This window comes from Pseudomonas sp. LBUM1679, assembly GCF_059695565.1.
Window position 1 is genome coordinate 6,902,996 of the sequence record NZ_CP166774.1, and the last position, 24,842, is coordinate 6,927,837.

Genomic DNA, 24,842 nt, shown 5'->3' on the forward strand with positions numbered 1-24,842 from the left:
TCTGTTCGGTGGTCAGCTCTTGGAACATAAATACGCACTCAGGGTCAGGCGGCAATTCTAACCTTTATGAAGTTGGATCCGACACACCGGAGGGTCAATCGCAGGAACTTACAGTCGGCGTAGTGTTTGAAATCGCTTCGCTGGCAAGCCAGCGCCTACATGATCGCCGGCGTACCGATGAATTGTGGTCGACACAAAACCCTGTAGGGGCTGGCTTGTCGGATCGCCGCACCGCAGCGAAGGCGTCATCCGCGTTTCATCGCCACCCAGCCCGTCATCACCCCCAACACGCTATACTCCCGCTCTTTTTTCCGGAGCGACGTCATGTCCCTGCCTAGCCTGCGCCTCAAAGCCAACGCCGACCGTCGCCTGCGAAACGGCCACCTGTGGGTCTACAGCAACGAAATCGATGTCGCCGCCACGCCGTTGCACGGCTTCAAGGCCGGTGATCAGGCGATCCTCGAAGCCGCCAGCGGCAAGCCGCTGGGCATCGTTGCCATGAGCCCGAACAACCTGATCTGTGCGCGCCTGCTGTCGCGGGACATCAAGGTGCCGCTGGACAAATCGCTGCTGGTGCACCGCCTGAACGTGGCCCTGTCCCTGCGCGATCGCCTGTTCGACAAGCCGTTCTACCGCCTGGTCTACGGCGATTCCGACCTGCTGCCAGGCCTGGTGGTCGATCGTTTCGGCGACATCCTGGTGGTCCAGATCGCCTCGGCGACCATGGAAGCCCATAAAGAAGACGTTATCGCGGCGCTGACTCAAGTCATCAAGCCAAGCGGCATTCTGTTCAAGAACGATTCCGCCGCCCGCGATGCCGAAGGCCTCAACCGCTACGTCGAAACCGTGTTCGGCCTGGTGCCGGAATGGGTCGCGCTGGAAGAGAACGGCGTGAAATTCGAAGCGCCCGTCATCCAGGGCCAGAAGACCGGCTGGTTCTATGATCACCGCATGAACCGCGCACGCCTGGCACCCTATGCCAAAGGCAAACGCGTGCTGGATCTGTACAGCTACATCGGTGGCTGGGGCGTGCAAGCCGCCGCGTTCGGCGCCAGTGAAGTGTTCTGCGTCGACGCTTCTGCCTTCGCCCTCGACGGCGTCGAGCGCAACGCAGCGCTGAACGGCTTCGCCGAGAAAATGACCTGCATCGAAGGCGACGTCTTTGAAGCCCTCAAAGAACTGAAAGCCAGCGAAGAACGCTTCGATGTCATCGTCGCCGACCCTCCTGCATTCATCAAACGCAAGAAAGACATGAAGAACGGCGAAGGCGCCTACCGTCGCCTGAACGAGCAAGCCATGCGCCTGCTCAGCAAGGACGGCATCCTGATCAGCGCTTCCTGCTCGATGCACCTGCCGGAAGACGATCTGCAAAACATCCTGCTGACCAGCGCCCGTCACCTGGATCGCAACATCCAGATGCTGGAACGTGGCGGTCAGGGCCCGGATCATCCGGTTCACCCGGCGATTGCTGAAACGCGCTACATCAAGAGCATCACCTGCCGGTTGCTGCCAAACAGCTAACAACACGGACCTCCTGTAGGAGCCGGCTTGCCGGCGAAGGCGTCCTCATGGGCGCTGCGAGCCTCAAGGCCGCCTTCGCTGCGGTGCGGCGATCCGAAAAGTCGGATCGCCGCACCGCAGCTCCTACAGCAGTTTCAGAAGAGTCCTACGCCCACCCGCATTGACTTCCCCTCTCATCAAATCAATCCTCGGCCCCCCCCCTCACGGATCGAGAGTGCTTTTGATGACTCACGCCCTACCTGCCGCCGAAAAGTCGTCCATCATCCTGTTGCTGATGACGATGACGTTGCTCGCTGTATTCCCCCTCGATGTAGTCCTCCCTTCCTTCCCGGCCCTCGCCGACTACTTCCATGCCCCGACCTCCGATATCGCTTTATCCGTCAGCATCTTTGCCATCGGCCTGGCGTTTTCGCTGCTGTTGATCGGGCCGGTGTCCGACATGTTCGGTCGCAAGAAGCTGCTGCTGGGGGGCATTGCCCTGGCCGCCATTGGTGCAACGGGTTGTTTATTGGCCAGTGACTACGCCTGGTTTCTGGGTTTTCGTGTGGTTCAGGCAGTGGGCTGTGGAGCGTTTGCCTTGTCTCAAGCGCTGCTCCAGGATCTGTTCGCCGGCCGGGAGCTGGAGCGCTTGCGGATCTGGATGGCAACCGCCGGTGGCATTTTCATTTCTTGTTCACCCTTGATGGGCACCTGGCTGCAGTTGCATCTGGGCTGGCGGGGCAGCTTTTATGTATTCATCGCCCTGGCGACTTTTGTCTGGCTGAGATCCTGGTTCCTGCTCAAGGAAACCCGCAGCAGCAGCCCGTTGCCCAAGCGATTTTTCGGTACCTATTGGCTGCTCTGTTCCGACATTCGATTTACCGGTTACTGGCTGATTTCTGCGCTGGCCTTCGCCTGCCATTTCTCGTTTATCGTCATTTCGCCGATCGTTTTCATGGAACGCCTGAACCTGTCGACTTACCAGTTCGCCTGGGCGCTGGCGCTGTATGGCGCGGCCTATGTGGTCGGCGGGATTATTGCCAGCCTCTTGCACCGCCGGCTGGAAGGCGACACGCAGATCATCATTGGCCTGGGTATGATCGCGCTATCGGGGCTGGTGATGCTGTTGTTGGTCTGGCTGTTCGGCCTGTCCGTCGCGACGGTTCTGATCCCCATGTTGATCTGCACCGCCGGCACCACCATCTGCCGGCCCATCGCCAACTCAAGGGCGATGAGCCTTTACCCACAACACGCCGGCACCGCTACCTCCGCCGGCAGCCTGTTGATTTTCATGTGTGGCGGCTTGATCAGCATAGTGATCAATCTCGCATCCGAGGGACTGACCACAGCCCAGGCCTTGTGCTTCCTGATCTTGAGTGCCCTGGGTCTTGGCTTGAATGCGTTGATCACACGTCGGCATCAGGCGCTGGCCAGCGGGTGATGCATGCCGGTCGTCATCCTGCACGCAACGTGAATGATGGATCAACGGCTTCCGGCATTCCCTCCTGACGCCAGCCGTGTAGAATCGCGACATTCATCGCCAGTCATCCCCCGGCGGGTTTATGAGCTCAAGCTGAAGCGCGCGGCGATCCCGCAAAGTTATCGGCAACTTCCGGACACACGGCCATTTCTGAGTGTTCCAGACGTCAATAGAAGCTCACTTCCCTTTTGATACCTGATTAGCCGCCCGGAGTGCTTCATGCCTGATTACCGCTCGAAAACATCCACCCACGGCCGCAACATGGCCGGTGCCCGCGCATTGTGGCGCGCCACGGGGATGAAAGATGACGACTTCAAAAAGCCGATCATCGCCATTTCCAACTCCTTCACCCAGTTCGTACCGGGCCACGTCCACCTCAAGGACCTGGGTCAGCTGGTCGCCCGCGAGATCGAACGCGCTGGCGGTGTAGCGAAAGAATTCAATACCATCGCCGTGGATGACGGCATCGCCATGGGTCACGATGGCATGCTGTATTCGCTGCCGAGCCGCGAGATCATCGCCGACTCCGTCGAATACATGGTCAACGCCCACTGCGCCGACGCCATTGTCTGCATCTCCAACTGCGACAAGATCACCCCGGGCATGCTGATGGCTGCGTTGCGCCTGAACATCCCGGTGATTTTCGTTTCCGGCGGCCCGATGGAAGCCGGCAAGACCAAACTGGCCAGCCACGGTCTCGACCTGGTCGACGCCATGGTGATCGCCGCCGACTCCAGCGCTTCTGACGAGAAGGTTGCAGAGTACGAGCGCAGCGCCTGCCCGACCTGCGGTTCGTGCTCCGGCATGTTCACCGCCAACTCGATGAACTGCCTGGTCGAAGCCCTCGGCCTGGCATTGCCGGGCAACGGTTCGACCCTGGCCACCCACAGCGATCGCGAGCAGCTGTTCCTGCAGGCCGGCCGCACCATCGTCGAGCTGTGCAAGCGTTACTACGGCGACAACGATGAGTCGGTATTACCGCGCAACATCGCCAACTTCAAGGCGTTCGAAAACGCGATGACCCTGGACATCGCCATGGGCGGTTCCACCAACACCATCCTGCACTTGCTGGCCGCGGCCCAGGAAGCCGAGATCGAGTTCGACCTGCGCGACATCGACCGCCTCTCCCGTCACGTGCCGCAATTGTGCAAGGTCGCGCCGAACATCCAGAAGTACCACATGGAAGACGTGCACCGTGCCGGCGGGATCTTCAGCATCCTCGGCTCGCTGGCCCGTGGCGGCCTGCTGCACACCGACCTGCCGACCGTGCACAGCAAGACCCTGGCCGAAGGCATCGCCAAGTGGGACATCACCCAGACCGACGACGAAGCGGTGCATCACTTCTTCAAGGCCGGGCCTGCGGGCATCCCGACGCAAACCGCGTTCAGCCAGTCGACCCGTTGGGACACCCTGGACGACGACCGTGAAAACGGCTGCATCCGCAGTGTCGAACACGCTTACTCGAAAGAAGGCGGCCTGGCCGTTCTCTACGGCAACATCGCGCTCGACGGCTGTGTGGTGAAAACCGCCGGCGTCGACGAGTCGATCCATGTCTTCGAAGGCAACGCGAAGATCTTCGAAAGCCAGGACAGCGCCGTACGCGGCATCCTCGCCGATGAAGTGAAGGCCGGCGACATCGTGATCATCCGTTACGAAGGCCCGAAAGGCGGCCCGGGCATGCAGGAAATGCTGTACCCGACGTCCTACCTGAAATCCAAAGGCCTGGGCAAAGCCTGCGCCCTGCTCACCGATGGCCGTTTCTCCGGCGGCACCTCGGGCCTGTCCATCGGCCATGCTTCGCCGGAAGCGGCTGCTGGCGGCGCGATCGGTCTGGTGCAGGACGGCGACAAGGTGTTGATCGACATTCCGAACCGTTCGATCAACCTGCTGATCAGCGATGAAGAGATGGCTGGGCGTCGTGCCGAGCAGGATCAGAAGGGCTGGAAGCCGGTGGAGAAGCGTCCGCGTAAGGTGACTACCGCATTGAAGGCGTATGCCTTGCTGGCGACCAGTGCTGACAAGGGTGCGGTGCGTAATAAGGCGATGCTTGATGGGCTGTAAGGCTTAAGCGTTGGACATGAACTGCCCCGCCAAGTGCGGGGCATTTTTTTGGGATAAATTATCAGTCAATTACATCCCTTCTTGTGACCTCTAATTTGCTAACGCAAAACTCCATATTCCAAAGGGGCAAATCTTAAGGCTGAGCCGAAGGCAACAATTTGTCATTTTCCGGAGAAGGAGATCCGCGCAACTTGCCAAATGTAGTGAAGTGCCACTAGTGTTGGACCCAGGATTGCCCAGCTAATCCATAACTCGTCGCTGGAGTATGGGAACAAATTCAATAGGAGAGGAGACATCGCTAGCAATCCCATCATTAACATTACTGTTATAGCCAGCCTACGGCGTGATTCGGTAGTAGTGGGTCTATTTAACGCCGCCAAAACAAGTCCGCAGGTTCCTAACCATGCGAGCGTGCTGAGCAACACGTAAAAAATTTCACCGGAGCCCATGAAAATCAGACTGAGTAACGCCAGCCATAAGGCAGGCAGGACGCCTCCAACTACATACATAGCTGACCGAAGAATGCATACAACCATTTATATCAACTCCATTAAAATAATTTGCTGAGCTGAATAAACTTCCGATCTGACGGATACTTTAGATCTCAGACAGGCCGAAAAATGTGTTTTGATCGGAACCATTGTTGCGTCCTTTTCTCGAAACGCAGTCTCACGGACTTCCCCATGGAGTGGCAAGTTGCAACGTAATGAGGTAACGCTCTTCTGTGGGACGCTTATCGTCCCTGAAGCGATTAACTCCCAGCATTACCTGATACTTGTTGTCAGCTCGCCAGTAAGCAGTGCCGCCAATGTTCACGTCTCGTAATCTGGCACGCCATTGAGGAGTATCGGCGAACGACGGAAAGTCATCGAGCCGGATTGGAGTCCAGCCCCCTTGGCGCCATTGGTCCTGCAGATCCAATAGGATTTTGAGCGTGTCATCGAGCAATAGCGGCTCTATCTGCGGGGACATACGAATGCTGCTGACTAACCCATCCCTATCGAAACTAACCGTGAAAAAGCGAGCTAGCGGGGTCTCAAATCCGAGTTGAGGGTCGATAAAGCGTAGGCGCGCATCAGACTTGGGCATGTTGAACCAGGAATATCCAGGAAAAGCCGGAGCGATAACCGCACTGGAGCGCTGACGCATGGCTTCCCAAGGCTCGCCAATCATCAGCGCGATCACCGGCTCGTCCGAAAGCGCTCGGATCACCGCCACGACCAGCAGAACTGCGACTGCGATTGCCAAAATCTTGCGTCGCCAACCGATGCGTCGTAGCAGACTCATCGCACGCCCCGGCCTGCGGCAATGTCGAGAATCGCCTGCTTGATCAGGTGGCGATCAGAGCGCCGTAGCAGCTCATCAAACTGTGTCGCGGCCTTGAGTACGAAGGGCATGCGCTGATGAATGTCGGCCAGATTGGCAAAGTATTCGCTGCTGAAGCCAACTGTACGTCCGTCTTCGCTGGGACGGCATTGACTGGCCAGCGTCAGCTCGACAGCTGCCGCTGCGCCGGAAGGGATATTCGTAACATAAGAGAACTGATTGCCACGTAACAAAGCCACCAGATCCAGGTCACTGTACATCGCTGGCTGCAGGATGTTCTTCTGCTCATGTTCGGCAAGAAAAACAACACTTTCGACGATATTGCCTGCCTCAATGGCTTCGAAGGCTTGCAGGATTTCCTTGTAGTCATAACCGAATTTCAACTTCTCCTGCTCGATCGGCCATAGGACTGGATACTTATCATGACCATAAGTTTTTTGACGTGATTCCAGACAAGTCTTGAGCGCCTGCAATCCACGCTCCTTGTAAAAAGCATGCAACGGAAATACATCCAGAAACAGCGTGGTATTGCCCAGCGCCAGCATGTCATGCACGTACTGGAGTTGCTTCTGCACGTACGACAATGATTCGCTGTCGTTACGCAGGTCAATGCCCGGTATCGGGTTATTGCTTCGGGTTAGCTCGTAGTCGCGTTGCGACTGTTTGTCTGTCTTGCCGAACAATTCAATCCCAAAAAATTTCCAGCGACGCTGGGCGCTGTCGACCATGCGCTTTCCCGCCTCGTATTCATTCTGAATCCTCTCGACTGAATCAGCCGCATGTAGCAAGCCACATCCCACCTGCTTGGAAGCGAACGCCGCGAGACCGGCCCATTGGAAACGCTGATCCTCCAGCCACAATCGGGCGTACGCCGAATTGATCGCGCGATTACGCGCCTTGGGGTCGGCGATCAGGATGCCGCCCGGTGCCACGATGGCTTCGGCTCTTTGCTGATAGCTGCGCCAAAGGTCCTGGCAGACCTGTCCCGACTGCTCGCCGTAGCTCGTTGCAGGACGGACGCTGGAGGGGCTCGGTTCGGCTGTCGGCTTACGAGCTTCGACCGGTGCGGCGGATTGAGCCGCGGCTCGGGCAGGCGACGCAATGCTGCCGCCTTCGATCGTTTGGCTCCTCATGGTCTGATTGGCAATCAACTTGGGCGGTGGATCGCACTTGCACTTGCACAGGTCGCCATCCAGGGCGGGCTTGAGTCCATCCCACTGCTCCGACAAGCGTGGGCCGACGCAGACGATAGTCCCCGTGCTGTCGCATTCCGGGCATTTGACTTCATCGCCTTCGCGGGCAATGGCCTGGCCATTGATGCTGCCGCGATGCCAACCGCTGACGACCGTGCCGCCGACGGTGGTTTTGGCCCCGACGGTGATGTTGTAGCGCTTCATGCGAAATGTGTCCTTGTCAGATCGAAAGGACGCAAGTTAGAAGAGGCGAAGTGGAGGAAAAATCAGATGCTTCTTTGATTGATGTAGGGCATTTCTGAAAACGAGGCCGGATGCTCGTCGGTATGCTGGCGATAAAGCGAGGGAATGCCCCGACAAGTGCGGGGCATTTTTGTTTGCATCTATCTCTTGTAGGAGCGAGCTTGCTCGCGATGGACTTCCAGACAATGCGGGCATTTAGACTGCCCGCGTCATCGTTGACGTCCATCGCGAGCAGGCTCGCTCCTACAGTGAGCATCGTCTCTGACGACCTTTTGCGTTACTCCTGCGGGTCGAGGTTATCCAACGCCTGATTCACCGCCAGCTCGCCCAGCATGATGACCTGGGCAATCCCCAGCATCGTGCTGCGTTGAGAGCCTTCCAGCAGGCCGGCGAAATCGCTGGCCATGACATTGGCCGAGGCGAGGGATTCGCAGGCGTGGGCCAACAGGGTTTCGGTGTCGAGGCCCGGTGCGATGACGAATGTTCGGCTGGGTTTGCGCGGGGTGGCGTTGATGCGGGCTGACAGGTCGGTATTTGGGGGATCGGGGGTAATTTTGAGCATAGATAAAACTCCTTACACCATAAGACAAGGAGCCATCACCCTCGCTACCAAACGAAGGTGGCGGCCATGCGCAGGTTGGTAGACCGGGGTGTAAGGAAACCGGCGCGTCCGAAAACGCCCTGTGCATGACCACCATAAAAAGCAGAGACGTCAGAACGTCTGCAAATCATGATGCTTTGCACCCTACACAGCCGGGCTACCAAACCCGATCACTGATGTTCAGCGACAGGTAGACGGTAGAGTCCGGGAGTGAGGCGCACAAGCCGGCGGATTCTGAAGTAGTCGTAGTCCCTTACGCAAGAATGCGTAGGTTGCGACTGTAAGGAAATGTCGTTCAAGCGCAGTCTTTCATTGCACCGACGGGCGTCATCGCGAGCACGCTCGCTCCCACAGGGATCTTCGGTGTTCACACAGTCTGTGTTTCACCCGAGATCCTTGTGGGAGCGAGCTTGCTCGCGATGGAGGCGCCGCGGTCTTACTGGATCTCTTGCGGTGTGACGATCACCCAATTCTTGTCCGCCGTCACCGGCAACCCTTCCTTGGCCTGGGCCGCGGCGTGCTTGGCCATCATGCCGTTGATCTGGGTCATGTACTTGTCTTTGCGGTTGACCCACAAGTGGATGCCACCCTTGGCCACGTCAACACTGTGGAACAGCATGTAACCGTCGCTGCTCGGGGTGTCGCCGCCAACGAGAACCGGTTTTTTCCACTCATCGATGTAGGTCAGGATCGCCGCTTGCTTACCCGCCATCCAGGTCGCCGGGGTCCACAGGTAGGGCGTCAGTTGGAGGCCGAGGTTAGCCTTCTCGTCATACTTGCCGGCGGTGATCTGCTTGCGGGCCGTGGTCAGCTCGCCAGTGCTGGTGTCCTTGAGCAGCAGGGTCACGCCGATCACGTTCTGCGGCTTGACGTTGTAGCCATACTGCGGATCAGACGCGACCATGCGCACCAGTTCTTCGGAGGCGGCGGTCATCACGTAGACCTCGATGCCGTTCTCCATCAGCTTGGTGTAAAGCTCTTGCTGACCGGTGAAAATCTTCGGTGGGTTGACGTCGATGGTCTTGACCACGTCGCCCTCGTAATAGGTGCTTGGTACCGGCTTGCCGGACGCCATCAGCTCGTCGACATAGCCCTTGAGTTCCTTGAGCGTGAAGCCGGAGAACACTTGGGCGACCCATGGGTAGCAGACCATGTCGTCAAGTTCGCAGAGGCGATAGTAGTAGCTGAACAGACTTTCCTTGTGCTCGGCGGTGTCCTTGAACGGAATCAGTTTCAGGGAGGGGTCGAGTTTGTCGCGGGTGATCAGGCCTTTGTTTTCCATGAACGGCAGCAACGACTCTTCGAGGTCGTAGCGGTAGCTGGTGTTGTCCATGTCGAACACCGCGTAGTTGCCCTTGTTGGCGTTGGCCGCAATCATCGCGTCCAGCGCCTTGGCCTGATCAACCGGCCAATGCTTCAAATCCGTGGCGAATGCCTGGCCGACGAGGCCCAGACCCAAACTCAATCCCAGTGCGGCGGCCAGAAATTTCGGTGCGAGCTTCATCGGCATGCTTCCCTGATTTAAAGATATCGACGCTAACAAATTGCCATGACAGTCCTCACCTGCCTGCGACCACCCACGTCCCTATTGCGCCAGCTGCATCCCCGAGAACGACATCCGCTTATTCCAAAAACGACAGTATTCAGACTTTTTTGATATTAATTCATTAGATATCAAGCTGTTAGGCTTGCCGGTTCGCAGCTGCCCCGGAAGGTGGCTGGCACAAGTCTTTATCGGAGTTCTCATGAATCTGCCGCTGATTCTCAATCTGCTGGTGTTCCTCGCGTTACTTTTTGGCCTGGCACAAACTCGCCACACGACCTGGAGCCTGGCGAAAAAAGTCCTGCTCGCGCTGACGCTGGGTGTGGGTTTCGGTGTCGCTTTGCACGCGATTTACGGTGCCGGCAACCCGGTGCTGAAAGCCTCGATCAGCTGGTTCGACCTGGTGGGCAACGGTTATGTGCAGTTGCTGCAAATGATCGTCATCCCGCTGGTGTTCGCCTCGATCCTCAGTGCCGTGGCCCGTCTGCACAACGCTTCGTCGCTGGGCAAAATCAGTTTCCTGACCATCGGCACGCTGCTGTTCACCACGGCCATCGCCGCGCTGATCGGTATCGGCTTGACCAACCTCTTTGGCCTGACCGCCGAAGGCCTGGTGGCCGGCACTCAGGAAATAGCCCGGCTGCAAACGATCCAGACCGACTATGCGGGCAAGGTCGCGGACCTGAATGTGCCGCAGCTGTTGCTGTCGTTCATCCCGCAGAACCCGTTCGCCGACCTGGCGCGGGCCAAGCCGACGTCGATCATCAGCGTGGTGATCTTCGCTGCGTTCCTCGGGGTCGCGGCGCTGCAACTGCTGAAGGATGATGTAGCGAAAGGTCAGAAAGTGATCAACGCCATCGACACCCTGCAAGCCTGGGTGATGCGCCTGGTGCGCCTGGTGATGAAGTTGACGCCGTACGGGGTATTGGCGCTGATGACCAAGGTGGTCGCCGGCTCCAACCTGCAGGACATCATCAAGCTTGGCAGTTTCGTGGTGGTTTCCTACATCGGACTGGGCCTGATGTTTGTGGTGCATGGCGTGTTGGTGTCGGTCGCCGGGATCAATCCGCTGCGCTTCTTCCGCAAGATCTGGCCGGTGCTGACGTTTGCCTTCACCAGCCGTTCGAGTGCCGCGACCATTCCGCTGAGCATCGAAGCGCAGACCAGCCGCTTGGGCATTCCACAGTCCATTGCCAGTTTCGCCGCCTCGTTCGGCGCGACCATTGGCCAGAATGGCTGTGCCGGTCTGTACCCGGCGATGTTGGCGGTGATGGTGGCGCCGACCGTGGGCATCAACCCGCTGGACCCGCTGTGGATCGCGACGTTGGTGGCGATTGTGACGCTGAGCTCGGCCGGGGTGGCCGGGGTCGGTGGTGGTGCGACATTTGCCGCGTTGATCGTGTTGCCGGCGATGGGGTTGCCGGTGTCACTGGTGGCGTTGCTGATTTCGGTCGAGCCGCTGATTGATATGGGGCGTACGGCGTTGAATGTCAGTGGTTCGATTGCGGCGGGGGCGGTTACCAGCCAGGTCATGCAGCAGACGGATAAAGCGTTGCTGGATGCGGATGAGCATGGAGAGTTGGCTCACGCTTAAGACCTCCATCGACTGAGCGGGCCTCTTCGCGAGCAAGCCCGCTCCCACAGGGTTCAGCGGTGTTCACACGATCTGTGCCTCACCGAAAGTCCTTGTGGGAGCGGGCTTGCCCGCGATGCTTTTAAGCTCTTTCCCACACCTCAAAGTTGTACGCCGGTTTGTCGCCTTCCGCGGGATTCGGGGTGTTGGACACCAGCGTCCATTTCTTCAAATCAAACTCGGGAAACCACGCATCCCCTTCCGGACTCAACGCCACACGCGTCAGATACAGCCGATCCGCCTGCGCCATTCCTTGGGCATACAACTGCGCCCCACCAATCAACATCAACTCATCGACGCCCTGCTCGTTCGCCCATGCTTGCGCGCGAGCAATGGCGGCCTCCAGCGACGGATAAACCTCGGCGCCTTCCAGCACCAGGTCTGCCTGACGGCTGACCACGATGTTCAACCGGCCCGGCAGCGGGCGACCGAGGGAATCCCAGGTCTTGCGCCCCATGATGATCGGCTTGCCCAAGGTGGTGGCCTTGAAGTATTTGAAGTCGCCCGGCAAGTGCCAGGGCATGCTGTTGTCGACGCCGATCACACGGTTTTCACCGAGGGCTGCAATCAGGCTGAGGGGGAGTGATTTAGTCATGCCGGCGAGGATACCAGAGCCTCCCGTACCCCGATAAGCGTCACAGCGGTTATGCTCACGACTCAATTGAGCGACGGGATGCCGCGTGACTGAACTGAATAACCTCTGGCTGACGGAAACCATTCGCCTGCGCGAAGAACACGCCGGCCCCCTGGATGATCTGGAAGCCAATCGACTGGCCCGTACCGCGGGCGGTGACCTGCCGACCCGGATTCAACGCCGGGCCCTGTGGCTGGCCGAGCGTGACGGACTGACCCATGCCCTGCAACATTGGCTGCAAGGTGCACGACTGGCCCTGCTCGTCATGGCGGTGCTGGCCGTGATCAGCGGCGCCGGCCTGGCATTTGCGGCGCTGGGCGACGGGCAAACGCCGGTGAATGTGTTCTGGGCCCTGGGCAGTCTGCTCGGGCTGAACCTGATTCTATTGCTGAGCTGGGCGCTGGGCCTGGTGTTTGCCGGTGAACACGGCGCAACGCTGGGACGCGTGTGGCTGTGGCTCAGTGAAAAACTCGCCCGCGATGCCAAGGCGGCGCAACTGGCGCCGGCCCTGCTGCTGTTACTGCAACGACAGAAACTCAATCGCTGGGCGCTCGGTGTGCTGGTCAACGGTTTGTGGTTGCTGGCGATGCTCAGTGCCTTGGTGATTCTGCTGATGCTGATGGCGACCCGGCGCTACGGCTTCGTCTGGGAAACCACCATCCTCGGTGGCGAAACCTTCGTCGCCATGACCCAGGCCCTGGGAGCACTGCCGGCCCTGCTCGGGTTCAGCGTACCCACCGTGGAGATGATCCGCGCCAGTGGCGATGCCGCGCTGAATATCGACAGCGCCCGCCAGGCCTGGGCGGCGTGGCTGGTGGGGGTGCTGCTGGTCTACGGTGTATTGCCGCGTTTGCTGCTGGCGCTGTTCTGCCGCTGGCGCTGGAAAACCGGCCAGGCAACCTTGCAGCTGGATTTGAACCTGCCCGGCTACGCCCAACTGCGCGAACGGCTGATGCCCACCAGCGAACGCCTGGGCATCAGCGATGCCGCTCCGGAACACCTGCATCAGATTGAAAACGGTGTCAGTGACCTGCCAAGCGATGGCGCGCTGCTGGTGGCTATCGAGCTGGACGATCAACGTCAGTGGCCGCCACAACTGCCGAAAACCGTGAGCAATGCCGGCATTCTCGACAGCCGCGAATCCCGCCACAAACTGCTCGAACAGCTGAGTCGATTTCCTCCTGCTCGCTTGGCGATCGCTTGCGATCCTCGCCGCTCGCCGGATCGCGGCAGCCTGGCCCTGATCGCCGAACTGGCTCGCGGCGCCAGCGCCACCCGCGTCTGGCTGCTGCCAGCGCCGCCCGGCGAAGCGCTGGATGCCGCGCGCCTCGGCGACTGGCACGTGGCGTTGCAACAGCTGGAACTGCCGTTTGCCGACAGCGCGCCGTTGAACTGGCTGGAGACCGGTCATGACTAAGCCTTGGAAACCGCCGTTGAAGCTCGCCGTGGTCGGCCACACCAACGTCGGCAAAACGTCGCTGCTACGTACCCTGACCCGGGATGTCGGTTTCGGCGAGGTCTCCCATCGCCCCAGTACCACGCGCCACGTTGAAGGCGCGCGGCTGTCGGTGGACGGCGAGCCCTTGCTCGACCTGTTCGACACACCGGGCCTGGAAGACGCCATCGCCCTGCTCGACTACCTCGAACGCCTGGAGCGCCCCGGCGAACGCCTCGATGGCCCGGCACGTCTGGCACGATTCCTTGAAGGCAGCGAAGCCCGGCAGCGTTTCGAACAGGAAGCCAAGGTGTTGCGGCAACTGCTGACCTGCGACGCCGGCCTCTACGTGATCGACGCCCGCGAGCCGGTGCTGTCCAAGTACCGCGATGAACTGGCCGTGCTGGCCAGCTGCGGCAAACCGTTGCTGCCGGTGCTCAACTTCGTCAGCAGCGCCAACCACCGCGAGCCGGACTGGCGCGAGGCGTTGGCGCGCCTGGGTTTGCACGCACTGGTGCGTTTCGACAGCGTCGCGCCGCCGGAGGATGGCGAACGCCGACTCTATGAAAGCCTCGCACTGCTGCTGGAAAATTCCCGCGAGCAACTGGAGCGTTTGATCGCCGATCAGCAAGCGCAACGCCTGGCGCGTGAGCAGAGCGCTGCGCAGTTGATCGCCGATCTATTGATCGATTGCGCCGCCTGCCGACGCAGCGTGCTGAGCAATGCCGAGCAGGAACAGCGAGCCATCGACGAGCTGCGCAAAGCCGTTCGCCAACGGGAACAACGTTGCGTCGAAGCCCTGCTCAAGCTCTACGCCTTCCGTCCACAGGACGCGTCGGCCACTGATCTGCCGCTGCTTGACGGTCGCTGGGGCGATGATCTGTTCAATCCCGAAACCCTTAAACAACTGGGGGTGCGGGTCGGTGGCGGTATCGCGGCCGGCGCGGCAGCGGGCGCTGGAGTCGATTTGCTGGTGGGCGGCCTGACCCTCGGCGTAGCAGCGCTGGCCGGGGCGATTGCCGGCGGAGCGCTGCAAACTGCGCGCAGTTATGGCAGCCGGTTAATGGGCAAGATCAAAGGCCAGCGCGAACTGACTGTCGATGACAGCGTGCTGCGGCTGTTGGCGTTGCGCCAGCGACAACTCCTGCAGGCGCTGAATGCGCGTGGGCATGCGGCGATGGACAGCATTCAGGTGGCCACGCCCCAGGACAAGACCTGGCGCGAAGGCAAATTGCCCGAAGCCTTGCACAAGGCCCGGGCGCATCCGCAGTGGTCGTCGCTCAATCCTCATCCGAAGTTGAGTCAGGCGGAAAGACAGGAGCAGGTTGAGGTGCTGGCGCGGCAGTTGTAGACACTTGAGCAATTGGCTGTTGGCACTGACTCCATCGCGGGCAAGCCCGCTCCCACAAAGATCACCTCACTCCTGTGGGATCAACTCAATCCTGTGGGAGCGGGCTTGCCCGCGATGGCCGCGCCTCGGTCCCGCATTTCTACGCTGCCAACAGCCGCAACGCCTTCTCCTTCAATACCCCCAGATCCATCACCGGCACCGACATTTCCTTCGCCTGCTCATCCCACTGACGCATCCGCAGACTGACCTCACACAACGGATCCTGCTCGAAGGCAAAAGCCTCGGCCGCAGTCATAACCCCACCCTGATATTCCAGGGTCCGGCGACTGGCTTCACTCAAGCGCTCGTAATACCCGGGCTCTTTGAGCGTCAGATAACGCTTGGCCTGGACGTGGTATTCCACCAGCCGCGCCATGCGTTCGCTGAAGCCTGCACGTCGCAGGTAGTCCGCACCGAGGCGCTCATGGCTGACGATGCCGAAACCGCCCATGTTCCCGGCACTCTCGGTGGCGCAGATATGGCCAATGTCATGAAAGAATGCTGCCAGCACCACTTCGTCATCGAAGCCTTCGGCCATGGCCCGTTCGGCCGCCTGGGACATGTGCTCGATCTGCGACACCGGTTCGCCGATGTAATCGCTGTCGCCAAAGCGTTCATACAGACCGAACACTTCGGCGATCACTTGTTCATTGCGGTCCATCAAGGTTCTCCCAACACTGTCGCAACGTTGCGTTCGGCCATGGCTGGCCCGACGCTCATGCCAACACCGGCGTGCATCAACGCCACATTCACTCCAGGAAAAGGTCGCAGGAACGAGAAGGGTCCCGGCCCCCTTGAACCATAGACACCCTGCCAGCGTTCGACCACTTGCACCTTGCAGCCCAGGGTCTGCTCGGCCAGTTCGATCATCCAGTTATCCACCTGTTCAGCATTGAACGGCGACGGGTCACTGCCGTAATGGTGGGAATCGCCGATGATCAATTCGCCATGCGGTGTCGGGCTGATCAGCAGGTGAATGCCGTTTTCATGCAGATGCGGCGTGTCCTGCAGAATCTGCGCCCGCACCGCAACGGCCTCCGGCAGGTCGGCAAATGCGCCGTAGTGCACGCAACTCAGCCCGGTGAGCAACGCATGTTGCAGATTCAGGTTGATCTGCGGTCGGGCGCGGAGCATTTGCAGGCGGCAGATCTGCGGGTTGAGTTCGGCGATCTGCTCGGCCAGCAACGTCTGATAGTCGTGACCGGAGCAGACAATGATGTGCTCGGCGCAGAAGGTGCCGGCGGTGCTGTGCAATCGACCGGGTTCGATGTCGCGGACCAGGGTAGAGAAGTGAAATTCGACGTCGAGTTCGCGACGCAGGTAGTCGATCAGCGCCGGAATCGCTTCGCGGGAATAGAGTTGTTGATCATCCATCCCGTGCAACGCGGCGCGGTGATGGCGGAACTGACCGCCGTACAGGTCGCGTAATGCAGCGCCGCGCAACAGGTCGACGCGGTAACCGTGCTCCACGGCGCGGCCAGCGCAAAAGGCCTCCAGCAGGTGTTCTTCGGCTTCGGTACGGGCGAACAGGTAGGAGCCGTTGCGTTTGAGCTGCAGGCCGGCCAGTTGAGCCCATTGGCCCCAGATGTCGCGGCTGGCCCGGGCCAGTTCGAGCATCGGGCCGGATGGTTGGCCGGTCACCAATGCCTGGCCGAAGTTGCGTATCGAAGCGCCCAGCGGCGTCTCGCTGCGTTCGAAAACCGTGACTTTGAGGCCGCGTCTGGCGGCGGCGTAGGCGTGGGACAGGCCGAGGATGCCGGCGCCTACGATCAGCATGTCGTTGGGGTGTGTCATGGGTTTTTGTCCTGAATTCAGGACCGCTATCGCGAGCAAGCTCGCTCCCACAGGGTCCGTGGCGTTCACAAAACTTGTGCTTATCACAAAACCTGTGGGAGCGAGCCTGCTCGCGATGAGGGCCTATCAGCCAATAAAGGTCCTACTTGGCAGCCACTTTCTCCGACTTGCCGTCATACCGCTTGCGCCACTCCGTCAGGATTTCATCGCGATTCTTCGACGCCCAGGCAAAGTCGTTCTTGATCAGACGCTGCTCATAATCCGCCGGCAATTCAGTCTGCGGCTTGGCGATACCCGGCTGGGCGAGGACCGCGAAGTTTTCTTTATAGAGCTCCATCGCCGCGGGGCTCGCAGAGAAGTCCGCCAGTTTTTTCGCCGCCTCTTCATGCGGTGTGCCTTTGATCACGGCGGTGGCTTCGATCTCCCAGCCCAGGCCCTCTTTCGGCAGGATGATGTCCAGCGGCGCGCCCTGGCGCTTGAGCTGAACGGCCGGATATTCGAACGAAATACCGATCGGGAACTCACCCGACGCCGCCAGCTTGCAAGGCTTGGAGCCGGAGTGAACGTACTGGCCGATGTTCTGATGCAGGTCGTCCATGTACTGCCAACCCTGCTTCTCGCCGAAGGTTTGCAACCAGGCACTGACATCGAGAAAGCCGGTGCCGGACGACGCCGGATTGGGCATGACGATCTTGCCTTTGTATTCAGGCTTGGTCAGGTCCTGCCAGCTGACCGGTTTAGTCAGTCCCTGTTTCTCGGCTTCGACAGTGTTGAAGCAAATGGTCGCCGCCCACACGTCCATGCCGACCCAGGCCGGAGGGTTAGCCGCATCGCGGTAGTTGACGCCGATCTTGCCCAGGTCCTTCGGCGCATAGCTCTGCAGCATGCCTTGCTGATCGAGAATCGCCAGGCTCGAAGCCGCCAGGCCCCAGACCGCGTCAGCCTGCGGACGGGCTTTTTCGGCCAGCAGTTTGGCGGTGATGATGCCGGTGGAATCGCGCACCCACTTGATCTCGACGTCCGGGTTGGCCTTTTCGAAGGCTTGCTTGTAGGTCTTCAGTTGTTCGGCTTCGAGGGCGGTGTACACCGTCAACTCGGTTGTCGCAGCGTAAGCGTTCAGGCTGAAAGCGGTGAGGACAGCAGCGGCCAGGGCCAGGGGCTTGAACATGATCTTTTCCTGTTTGAGTTGAAGGCTTTTGTGTTGAGGCGCGGGGAATCAGTGGCCGGGCGCGGTCTGCCGCCAGGCCTGGGAGCGGCGCAGCAAACCGCGCGAAGCCCAGGCCAGCAGCAGGGACACGCCCGCCGAGGTGAACAGAATCAGGGTCGACATGGCCGCCGCGCCGCCGACGTTGCCGGCGTCGTCCATGTTCAGCACCGCCACCGCCGCGAGGATGGTGTCGGGGCTGTAGAGGAAGATCGCCGCCGAGACGGTGGTCATGGCCGAGACGAAGAGGTAGCGCACGATGTCCAGCAGCGCCGGCAGGCAAATCGGCACCGTCACGCGCAGGTAATGCCGATACAGCGGTGCCTTGAGCGACAGCGCGGCGGCTTCGAACTCGGCGTCGAGCTGACGCAGCGCGGTGGTGGCGGTCATTTGCGCGGTGGTCAGATAGTGAGCAATGGTGCAGACCACCAACAGGGTCATGGTGCCGTAGAGCACATGCAGCGGGTTGCCGGTGAGATTGAAGAAGAAGACGTAACCCAGGCCCAGCACCAGGCCCGGCACTGCCATTGGTACGAAGCTGAGCATGCGCAGTGTCAGATTCAGCCCGCGCTGGCCCTTGGTTTTTTCCATCAGGTACGCGCCGGTGAAGATCAGCACACTGCCGATCAATGCCGTGCACAACGCCATTTTCACGCTGTTGCCATAGGCCAGCCAGCCACCGCCGGCCGTGTCGTTGAACTGGTAGTGGTTGAGCGACAACGACAGGTTGTACGGCCAGAATTTGACCAGCGACGAGAACACCGCCATGCCGAACACCAGCAGCAATACTGCGCAGATCAGGACCACGATAGCCAGGTAGCAGCCATCACGCAGCTTCGATGGCGCCGGTTGAAAAACTTGCGCCCTGCCACTCATGGAATCGCCATGACGCCGACGCAGCCAGGCGTCGACCCCGAAGCTGAACAGCGCCGGCAACAACAGCACCATGCCAATCAACGCGCCGCGACCGAATTGTTGCTGACCGACCACGGCCTTGTAGGCTTCCAGTGCCAGCACCTGATAGTCACCGCCCACCACCACGGGCACGCCGAAGTCGGTGATGGTCAGGGTGAACACCAGACAGAACGCCGCGAACACCGCCTGACGCGTCGCCGGCCAGGTGATGCTGCGAAAGGCTTTGGCCGGACTGGCGCCCATGCTGGACGCGGCATCGAACAGTCGTGCATCCGCCAGGGACAGTGCCGACAGCAAAATCATCAAGGCATGGGGGAAGGTGTAGATCACCTCGCCGAGGACGATGCCCCAGAAGCCGTAGATGTTGTCCGACAGCAAACCGCGCAACATGCCCTGGTTGCCGAACAGATAAACCAGCGCAATCCCCGGCAGCATCGACGGCGCCATCAATGGCAACAACGACATGCCGCGCCAGATGCCCTTGGCGGGAATCAATGTGCGTTGCAAGGCGTAGGCAAACAGGTAAGCCAGGGGTACGACAATCGCCGCGACGCTGAGGGAAACTTTGAGGCTATTACCCAGCAGCCAGTGGAAATTGGCACTGGTCACCAACTCACGAGCGGCGACCAGGCCACCACCCTGCCCGGCTTCCGAGCTGAACCCGCGCCAGAAGATCGCCAGCAACGGCATCAACACCGCGCCGCCGAGCAATACCAGCAAAAGGACTTTGCCGCCCACGACGAATACCCGGTCGCCGATCTCGGCACGGGAGGCCTGCCGAACCTGTTTGTGCCGCATCGCCAGCGCGATGTTCGCGCTCATCAGGCAAACACCTGCAGGCTGCGCGGAGGCAAGGCCACCATGATCTGCTGCGCACCCAGACGCGGCATGGCTTCCGGCGCCAGTTCCGCCAGCAATGCGTGGCCTGGCAGTTGATCGAGTTCGAAGCTCATGCGGCAACGGTTGCCGAGGAACGTGATCTCGCGAACCTTGGCCGGGAACAGGTTTTCTTCATGCACCGGCGGGTTGACGTTGATCGCTTCCGGGCGGCAGAACAGACGACCCGAGGCGGCTTTTGCGCTGCCTTCGGCCAAACGCAGGTTCATCCCGCCGACCTGCGCATGGCTGTCGCTGCTGCGGCTGAACGGCAGCCAGTTGCCCTGGCCGACAAACTCCGCCACAAACGGCGTCGCCGGGCGATCGTAGATTTCCTGCGGCGTGGCGTACTGCTCGACCTTGCCGTTGTTCATCACGGCGATGCGGTCGGCCATCAGCATGGCTTCGTCCTGATTGTGGGTGACCATCAGGGTGGTGATGCCAAGGTTGCGCTGCAACTGGCGCAATTCGGTGCACAGATGCTCGCGGACCCGAGCGTCCAATGCCGACATCGGTTCATCCAGCAACAACAAGGACGGCGCCGGAGCCAAGGCCCGGGCCAGTGCGACTCGTTGCTGCTGGCCGCCGGACAACTGGCCAGGGTACTTTTTCTCACTGCCGATCAGGCCGACCAATTCCAGCATCTGGCCGACACGCTTGCGCACTTCATCGCGACCGCTGCCGGCGAGGCCGTAGGCAATGTTCGCCTCGACGGTGAGATTGGGAAACAACGCGTAGGACTGAAACAGAATGCCGTAGTCCCGGGCCTGAGGCGCCAGGTGGGAAACGTCGCGATCGCCGAGGTACAGCGTGCCGCTGTCTTGCTGCTCAAGGCCGGCAATGCAGCGCAGCAAGGTGGTTTTGCCGCAGCCCGACGGACCGAGCAGGCACACCAGCTCACCCGCAGCCACGTCGAGGGACACGTTATCCAGCGCGGTGAAGGCGCCGAAGCGTTTCTGCACGCCGCGCACTTTCATCGGGGCGCCGGGGTTGGTCAGGGCAGTTGCGATCGAGTGGTTCATGGACAGGCCTCATCAAGCAGATGAAGGCCATCCTAGGGATGTAATGCGTACGTCATGTGGCAGTGAGGCAAAAATGGCTGATAGTGGTATTCGGGGATTTTGGTTCAGTCATGTGTTGTCTGGACTAACGCCATCGCGGGCAAGCCCGCTCCCACAGTGGGCAGTGGTGTTCACACATCGGGTGCTCACCACCGAACCCCTGTGGGAGCGGGCTTGCCCGCGATGAGGCCAGTGCAGGCGCTGGAAATGTCAGACCGGAGCCATTTCCTGCGCCAACCCCAGAAACGCCGCCGGCAACCGCGCCCCTTTCCTTTCCTTGAGGCAATACAAATACTCGGGAATCTGCGGCGCATTCTCGATGGTCAATACCCGCAACTGCGGATCATGGGGCACTTCCTGCCGGGCAATGATGCTGATACCGATGTTGCGCAACACCGCCTCGCGAATCGACTCCCGGCTGCCGATTTCCAGCAGCGGCCCGAAACTCACGCCGGCGCTGGTCAGCAACTCCTCGGTCAAGCGCCGGGTGGTCGAGCCCGATTCACGCATCAACAGGGTATGCCCGGCCAACGCCGTCAGCGGCACATGATCGTGAACCGCCAGCGGATGATTGCGATGCACCGCCAGCACCAGCGGATCGCTACCGAGCACCCGGCGAATCAACCGCGCATCATTGAGCAACTGCGATGACGCCGCGACATCCACCCGATAATCTTCAAGCGCCTCGAGCACCTGTTGGGAATTGCCGATTTCCACCGACACCTCCACCTGCGGCAGACGCTCGCGGAACGTTTTCACCAGATCGAGGATGTAATACGGTGCCGTGGCGGCGATGCGCAGTGTGCCTTGGACCTGGCCGCTGTTGCGCAGGAAGAACTCGATGTCGGCCTCCTGCTGCAACAGCGCCTTGACCATCGGCAGCAGCCGCGCCCCTTCATCGCTGACGCTGAGGCGGCGGCCGCCGCGGTAGAACAGTTCTACCGAGTACTGACTTTCCAGATTACGGATCTGGGTCGTCACTGTCGGTTGGCTCAGGCCAAGCTTTTTCGCCGCCAGGGTTATGCTGCCCAGACGGGCAACCATGTAAAACGCCTTCAGCTCGGCACTCAGCACTACTTTCCCTCACTGTTTATTTGCGCAACAGGCGCAAACCGTTGAACACCACCAACAGGCTCACGCCCATGTCGGCGAACACCGCCATCCACATGGTGGCGATCCCGGCGAAGGTTACCCCAAGAAAGATCGCCTTGATGACCAACGCGAGGGCTATGTTCTGTTTCAGGATGCTGGATGTCTGCCGCGACAGTCGAATGAAGGCAGGGATTTTGCGCAGATCATCGTCCATCAAGGCGACATCGGCAGTCTCGATGGCAGTATCGGTGCCCGCTGCGGCCATGGCAAAACCGATCTCGGCCCGAGCGAGGGCCGGAGCGTCGTTGATGCCATCGCCGACCATGCCGACTTTATGGCCCTGTGCATAAAGCGCTTCGATGGCTTGCAACTTGTCAGTGGGCAGCAAATCGCCTTGCGCCTGATCGATACCGACTTGCGCGGCAATGGCCTGGGCAGTGTGAACGTTGTCGCCGGTGAGCATCAGGGTTTTGACGCCCAGGTCATGCAGCTGCTGGATGGCCTCGCGGCTGGATGCTTTCACCGTGTCCGCCACGGCGAACAGTGCCAGCGGGCCGGATGTGTCGAGCAACAGCACCACGGATTTACCCTGTTTTTCCAGCGCGAACAGCTGCTCTTCCAGCGCAGGCGAGCACAGGCCCAGATCTTCCACCAGGCGGTGGTTGCCCAAGTGGTAGGTCTGACCGTTGATCTCGCCGCGCACACCCCGACCGCCGAGTGCCTCGAAGTTATCCACAATCAGTGGCGCATAGGATTTATCCACAGCCGCATTGGCAATGGCCATCGACACCGGGTGATCCGAGCGACCGGCCAGCGCTGCGGCAATGGCCGGGGCCGATTCATCGGCAGTCGGATCGAGGGACAGATAATCGGTCTGCACCGGTTTGCCGTGAGTCAGTGTGCCGGTCTTGTCCAACGCCAGGTAATCAAGCTTGTAACCGCCCTCCAGATACACGCCGCCCTTGACCAGAATCCCTTTGCGCGCCGCCGCCGCGAGACCGCTGACAATGGTCACCGGGGTGGAAATCACCAATGCACACGGGCAGGCGACCACCAGCAATACCAGCGCGCGGTAGATCCAGTCAAACCACAGCGCATTCATGAACAGCGGAGGAATCACGGCCACCGCGATGGCCAGGACGAACACTGCCGGTGTATAGATTTTCGAGAAACTGTCGACGAAACGCTGGGTGGGTGCCCGCGCGCTCTGGGCCTGCTCCACGGCGTGAATGATTCGCGCCAGGGTCGAGTTATTGGCCGCGGCGGTCACTGCGTATTCCAGAGAACCCGACTGATTGATGGTGCCGGCGAATACCTTGTCGCCAATGGCCTTCTCGACCGGCAGGCTTTCGCCGGTGATCGGTGCCTGATCGATGGTCGAATTGCCCGAAACCACTTCGCCGTCCAGACCGATTCGCTCACCAGGACGCACCCGCACTCGTGCGCCCAGCTCGATGGTCTTGACGTCCTGCGCGACCCAGCTGCCGTCGGCCAACTGCACCGTGGCCTGTTCCGGGGTCATCTGCATCAGGCCGCCAATGGCGTTACGCGCCCGATCCAGCGACTTGGCCTCGATCAACTCGGCCACGGTAAACAGGAACATTACCATCGCCGCTTCCGGCCACTGACCGATCAGAATCGCGCCAGTCACCGCGATGCTCATCAGTGCGTTGATGTTCAGGTTGAGGTTCTTCAGGGCGATCCAGCCCTTTTTGTAGGTGCCGAGACCGCCACTGAGGATCGAGACCAGCGCGATGATCGCCACGACCCAGTCGGGCGCGGCGCTGGTGAAGTGGATCACCTCGGCAGCCACCGCGCTGACACCGGACAACGCCAGTGGCCACCAGGGCTTTTTCCCGGTAGCCGGCGCCGGCGCGTCAACGCCCTGCTCCAGCGGCTCGGCCTGCATGCCAAGGGACTTGATCGCGTCGATGATTGGTGCTGTGCTAGGCAGGTTGTGGGTCACGCCCAATACGCGGTTGATCAGGTTGAACTCCAGCTGCTGTACACCCGCCAGCTTGCCCAGTTTGTTCTGGATCAGCGTCTGTTCGGTCGGGCAGTCCATGGCGTCGATGCGGAAACTGTTCACCCGCGCATCGGCACTCGGCGCTTCGCTCAACTGGACCAGCGCAGGCGCCGCTGCTGTAGACGAACAGCAGGAATCACCATGACCGCCATGCACATGCTGAGGGACAGGCTTGAGTTTGCTGCTGCAGCAATCGTCTGCGGCATCGGGTTTGTGGGTATGCAGGGAATCGCTCATTGGTTACGTCCATGAAGGTGCCTGTTGCCAAGTAAAGACCCTGTAGCCACTATAGGGTCAAGCATCCTTTTTGGAGATTGTCGCGATGAAGATAGGAGAACTGGCAAAACTCACCGACTGCGCCGTGGAAACCATCCGCTACTACGAGCGCGAAAACCTGCTGCCGGAACCGGCCCGCAGCGACGGCAACTACCGCGTCTATACCCAGGCCCATGCCGAGCGCCTGACCTTCATCCGCAACTGCCGCACCCTCGACATGACCCTCGAGGAGATCCGAAGCCTGCTCGCGCTGCGCGACAGCCCGCAGGATCAGTGCGAAAGCGTGAATGCGCTGATCGATGAACACATCCATCACGTGAAAGCGCGGATCGATGGGTTACTGGCGTTGCAGACACAATTGATCGACCTGCGCCAACGCTGTGGCGAGGGGCCGGATATTGATCAGTGCGGGATTTTGCAGCGGTTGGAGGTCAGCGGCGGGGTTGTGGCGACGGAGACGGAGCATTCGCATGTCGGGAGAAGCCACGGACATTAAGGCCACCATAAAACCTGTGGGAGCGGGCTTGCCCGCGATGACGGCGGCACATCCAACATTGAT

The 24,842-nt window shown here is 60.3% G+C and carries 19 protein-coding genes; 7 read left to right on the top strand and 12 right to left on the bottom strand.

Annotation, left to right across the window (positions count from 1 at the left end):
* Positions 1–324 precede the first annotated feature (324 nt).
* The 3 genes from ACA062_RS31620 to ilvD all read left to right on the top strand — a co-directional run bounded on the left by ACA062_RS31620 (position 325) and on the right by ilvD (position 5,041).
* Positions 325–1,521, top strand: coding sequence for a class I SAM-dependent rRNA methyltransferase (locus ACA062_RS31620; protein ID WP_497454463.1), 1,197 nt, complete (start codon positions 325–327; stop codon positions 1,519–1,521).
* 223 nt (positions 1,522–1,744) lie between these two features.
* Complete coding sequence (locus ACA062_RS31625) at positions 1,745–2,941, top strand: MFS transporter (RefSeq protein WP_497454464.1); 1,197 nt, start codon at positions 1,745–1,747, stop codon at positions 2,939–2,941.
* Positions 2,942–3,199: 258 nt separating this feature from the next.
* Complete coding sequence (gene ilvD / locus ACA062_RS31630) at positions 3,200–5,041, top strand: dihydroxy-acid dehydratase (protein WP_497454465.1); 1,842 nt, start codon at positions 3,200–3,202, stop codon at positions 5,039–5,041.
* A gap of 669 nt (positions 5,042–5,710) precedes the next feature.
* Here ilvD and ACA062_RS31635 read toward each other — a convergent pair.
* The 4 genes from ACA062_RS31635 to ACA062_RS31650 all read right to left on the bottom strand — a co-directional run bounded on the left by ACA062_RS31635 (position 5,711) and on the right by ACA062_RS31650 (position 9,908).
* A complete protein-coding gene (locus ACA062_RS31635; RefSeq protein ID WP_497454466.1) occupies positions 5,711–6,328 on the bottom strand; it encodes a hypothetical protein in 618 nt (205 codons plus the stop codon).
* Positions 6,325–7,764, bottom strand: a complete 1,440-nt coding sequence (locus ACA062_RS31640) for a PAAR domain-containing protein (protein ID WP_497454467.1) — start codon at positions 7,762–7,764, stop codon at positions 6,325–6,327. Before ACA062_RS31640 ends, ACA062_RS31635 begins: the two co-directional genes overlap by 4 nt.
* Positions 7,765–8,080: 316 nt before the next feature.
* Positions 8,081–8,365 (bottom strand): DUF6124 family protein, encoded by a 285-nt coding sequence (locus ACA062_RS31645; RefSeq protein ID WP_497454468.1) that lies wholly within the window; start codon positions 8,363–8,365, stop codon positions 8,081–8,083.
* Between the two features lie 475 nt (positions 8,366–8,840).
* Positions 8,841–9,908, bottom strand: a complete 1,068-nt coding sequence (locus tag ACA062_RS31650; protein WP_497454469.1) for an HAD family hydrolase — start codon at positions 9,906–9,908, stop codon at positions 8,841–8,843.
* 241 nt (positions 9,909–10,149) lie between these two features.
* Between ACA062_RS31650 and ACA062_RS31655 the strand changes: the two genes are divergently transcribed.
* Positions 10,150–11,541, top strand: a complete 1,392-nt coding sequence (locus tag ACA062_RS31655) for an L-cystine transporter (protein ID WP_497454470.1) — start codon at positions 10,150–10,152, stop codon at positions 11,539–11,541.
* Positions 11,542–11,662: 121 nt separating this feature from the next.
* Here the strand turns inward: ACA062_RS31655 and ACA062_RS31660 are convergent, their stop codons facing one another.
* Positions 11,663–12,175, bottom strand: coding sequence for a dihydrofolate reductase (locus ACA062_RS31660; RefSeq protein WP_497454471.1), 513 nt, complete (start codon positions 12,173–12,175; stop codon positions 11,663–11,665).
* Between the two features lie 85 nt (positions 12,176–12,260).
* Between ACA062_RS31660 and ACA062_RS31665 the strand changes: the two genes are divergently transcribed.
* Both ACA062_RS31665 and ACA062_RS31670 read left to right on the top strand, forming a co-directional pair.
* Positions 12,261–13,631 (top strand): DUF2868 domain-containing protein, encoded by a 1,371-nt coding sequence (locus tag ACA062_RS31665; protein ID WP_497454472.1) that lies wholly within the window; start codon positions 12,261–12,263, stop codon positions 13,629–13,631.
* The gene (locus tag ACA062_RS31670; RefSeq protein WP_497454473.1) at positions 13,624–15,000 is read left to right on the top strand and encodes a GTPase/DUF3482 domain-containing protein; all 1,377 of its coding nucleotides are present in this window, start codon (positions 13,624–13,626) and stop codon (positions 14,998–15,000) included. Before ACA062_RS31665 ends, ACA062_RS31670 begins: the two co-directional genes overlap by 8 nt.
* A gap of 139 nt (positions 15,001–15,139) precedes the next feature.
* On the opposite strand, the gene ACA062_RS31675 is transcribed toward ACA062_RS31670, so the two are convergent.
* From ACA062_RS31675 to ACA062_RS31705, 7 genes are all read right to left on the bottom strand, one after another.
* Positions 15,140–15,700, bottom strand: a complete 561-nt coding sequence (locus ACA062_RS31675) for a phosphonate degradation HD-domain oxygenase (protein WP_497454474.1) — start codon at positions 15,698–15,700, stop codon at positions 15,140–15,142.
* Positions 15,700–16,833: a TIGR03364 family FAD-dependent oxidoreductase gene (locus ACA062_RS31680; RefSeq protein ID WP_497454475.1), complete on the bottom strand. Its 1,134-nt coding sequence runs from the start codon at positions 16,831–16,833 to the stop codon at positions 15,700–15,702. Before ACA062_RS31680 ends, ACA062_RS31675 begins: the two co-directional genes overlap by 1 nt.
* A gap of 142 nt (positions 16,834–16,975) precedes the next feature.
* Positions 16,976–18,001 carry a putative 2-aminoethylphosphonate ABC transporter substrate-binding protein gene (locus ACA062_RS31685; protein WP_497454476.1) on the bottom strand — a complete coding sequence of 342 codons (1,026 nt, stop codon included), beginning with the start codon at positions 17,999–18,001 and terminating at the stop codon, positions 16,976–16,978.
* Between the two features lie 48 nt (positions 18,002–18,049).
* The gene (locus ACA062_RS31690) at positions 18,050–19,774 is read right to left on the bottom strand and encodes a putative 2-aminoethylphosphonate ABC transporter permease subunit (RefSeq protein WP_497454477.1); all 1,725 of its coding nucleotides are present in this window, start codon (positions 19,772–19,774) and stop codon (positions 18,050–18,052) included.
* A complete protein-coding gene (locus ACA062_RS31695) occupies positions 19,774–20,850 on the bottom strand; it encodes a putative 2-aminoethylphosphonate ABC transporter ATP-binding protein (protein WP_497454478.1) in 1,077 nt (358 codons plus the stop codon). Before ACA062_RS31695 ends, ACA062_RS31690 begins: the two co-directional genes overlap by 1 nt.
* A 249-nt stretch (positions 20,851–21,099) precedes the next feature.
* Positions 21,100–21,963, bottom strand: coding sequence for a LysR family transcriptional regulator (locus tag ACA062_RS31700; protein WP_497454479.1), 864 nt, complete (start codon positions 21,961–21,963; stop codon positions 21,100–21,102).
* Positions 21,964–21,979: 16 nt separating this feature from the next.
* Positions 21,980–24,244 carry a heavy metal translocating P-type ATPase gene (locus ACA062_RS31705; protein ID WP_497454480.1) on the bottom strand — a complete coding sequence of 755 codons (2,265 nt, stop codon included), beginning with the start codon at positions 24,242–24,244 and terminating at the stop codon, positions 21,980–21,982.
* 85 nt (positions 24,245–24,329) lie between these two features.
* Between ACA062_RS31705 and cadR the strand changes: the two genes are divergently transcribed.
* On the top strand, positions 24,330–24,779 hold the full coding sequence (gene cadR, locus ACA062_RS31710; RefSeq protein WP_150767620.1) for a Cd(II)/Pb(II)-responsive transcriptional regulator: 450 nt from the start codon (positions 24,330–24,332) through the stop codon (positions 24,777–24,779).
* The last annotated feature ends 63 nt before the right edge of the window (positions 24,780–24,842 follow it).

Bases quoted from the DNA above. Each gene is read 5' to 3' on its own strand.
- ACA062_RS31625 (WP_497454464.1), top strand. From the start codon at position 1,745: ATGACTCACGCCCTACCTGCCGCCGAAAAGTCGTCCATCATCCTGTTG.
- ACA062_RS31690 (WP_497454477.1), bottom strand. From the start codon at position 19,774: ATGAGCGCGAACATCGCGCTGGCGATGCGGCACAAACAGGTTCGGCAG.
- ACA062_RS31640 (WP_497454467.1), bottom strand. From the start codon at position 7,764: ATGAAGCGCTACAACATCACCGTCGGGGCCAAAACCACCGTCGGCGGC.
- ACA062_RS31635 (WP_497454466.1), bottom strand. From the start codon at position 6,328: ATGAGTCTGCTACGACGCATCGGTTGGCGACGCAAGATTTTGGCAATC.
- ACA062_RS31650 (WP_497454469.1), bottom strand. From the start codon at position 9,908: ATGAAGCTCGCACCGAAATTTCTGGCCGCCGCACTGGGATTGAGTTTG.
- ACA062_RS31660 (WP_497454471.1), bottom strand. From the start codon at position 12,175: ATGACTAAATCACTCCCCCTCAGCCTGATTGCAGCCCTCGGTGAAAAC.
- ACA062_RS31705 (WP_497454480.1), bottom strand. From the start codon at position 24,244: ATGAGCGATTCCCTGCATACCCACAAACCCGATGCCGCAGACGATTGC.
- ACA062_RS31655 (WP_497454470.1), top strand. From the start codon at position 10,150: ATGAATCTGCCGCTGATTCTCAATCTGCTGGTGTTCCTCGCGTTACTT.
- ACA062_RS31695 (WP_497454478.1), bottom strand. From the start codon at position 20,850: ATGAACCACTCGATCGCAACTGCCCTGACCAACCCCGGCGCCCCGATG.
- ACA062_RS31645 (WP_497454468.1), bottom strand. From the start codon at position 8,365: ATGCTCAAAATTACCCCCGATCCCCCAAATACCGACCTGTCAGCCCGC.
- ACA062_RS31670 (WP_497454473.1), top strand. From the start codon at position 13,624: ATGACTAAGCCTTGGAAACCGCCGTTGAAGCTCGCCGTGGTCGGCCAC.
- ACA062_RS31620 (WP_497454463.1), top strand. From the start codon at position 325: ATGTCCCTGCCTAGCCTGCGCCTCAAAGCCAACGCCGACCGTCGCCTG.
- cadR (WP_150767620.1), top strand. From the start codon at position 24,330: ATGAAGATAGGAGAACTGGCAAAACTCACCGACTGCGCCGTGGAAACC.
- ACA062_RS31680 (WP_497454475.1), bottom strand. From the start codon at position 16,833: ATGACACACCCCAACGACATGCTGATCGTAGGCGCCGGCATCCTCGGC.
- ilvD (WP_497454465.1), top strand. From the start codon at position 3,200: ATGCCTGATTACCGCTCGAAAACATCCACCCACGGCCGCAACATGGCC.
- ACA062_RS31685 (WP_497454476.1), bottom strand. From the start codon at position 18,001: ATGTTCAAGCCCCTGGCCCTGGCCGCTGCTGTCCTCACCGCTTTCAGC.
- ACA062_RS31675 (WP_497454474.1), bottom strand. From the start codon at position 15,700: ATGGACCGCAATGAACAAGTGATCGCCGAAGTGTTCGGTCTGTATGAA.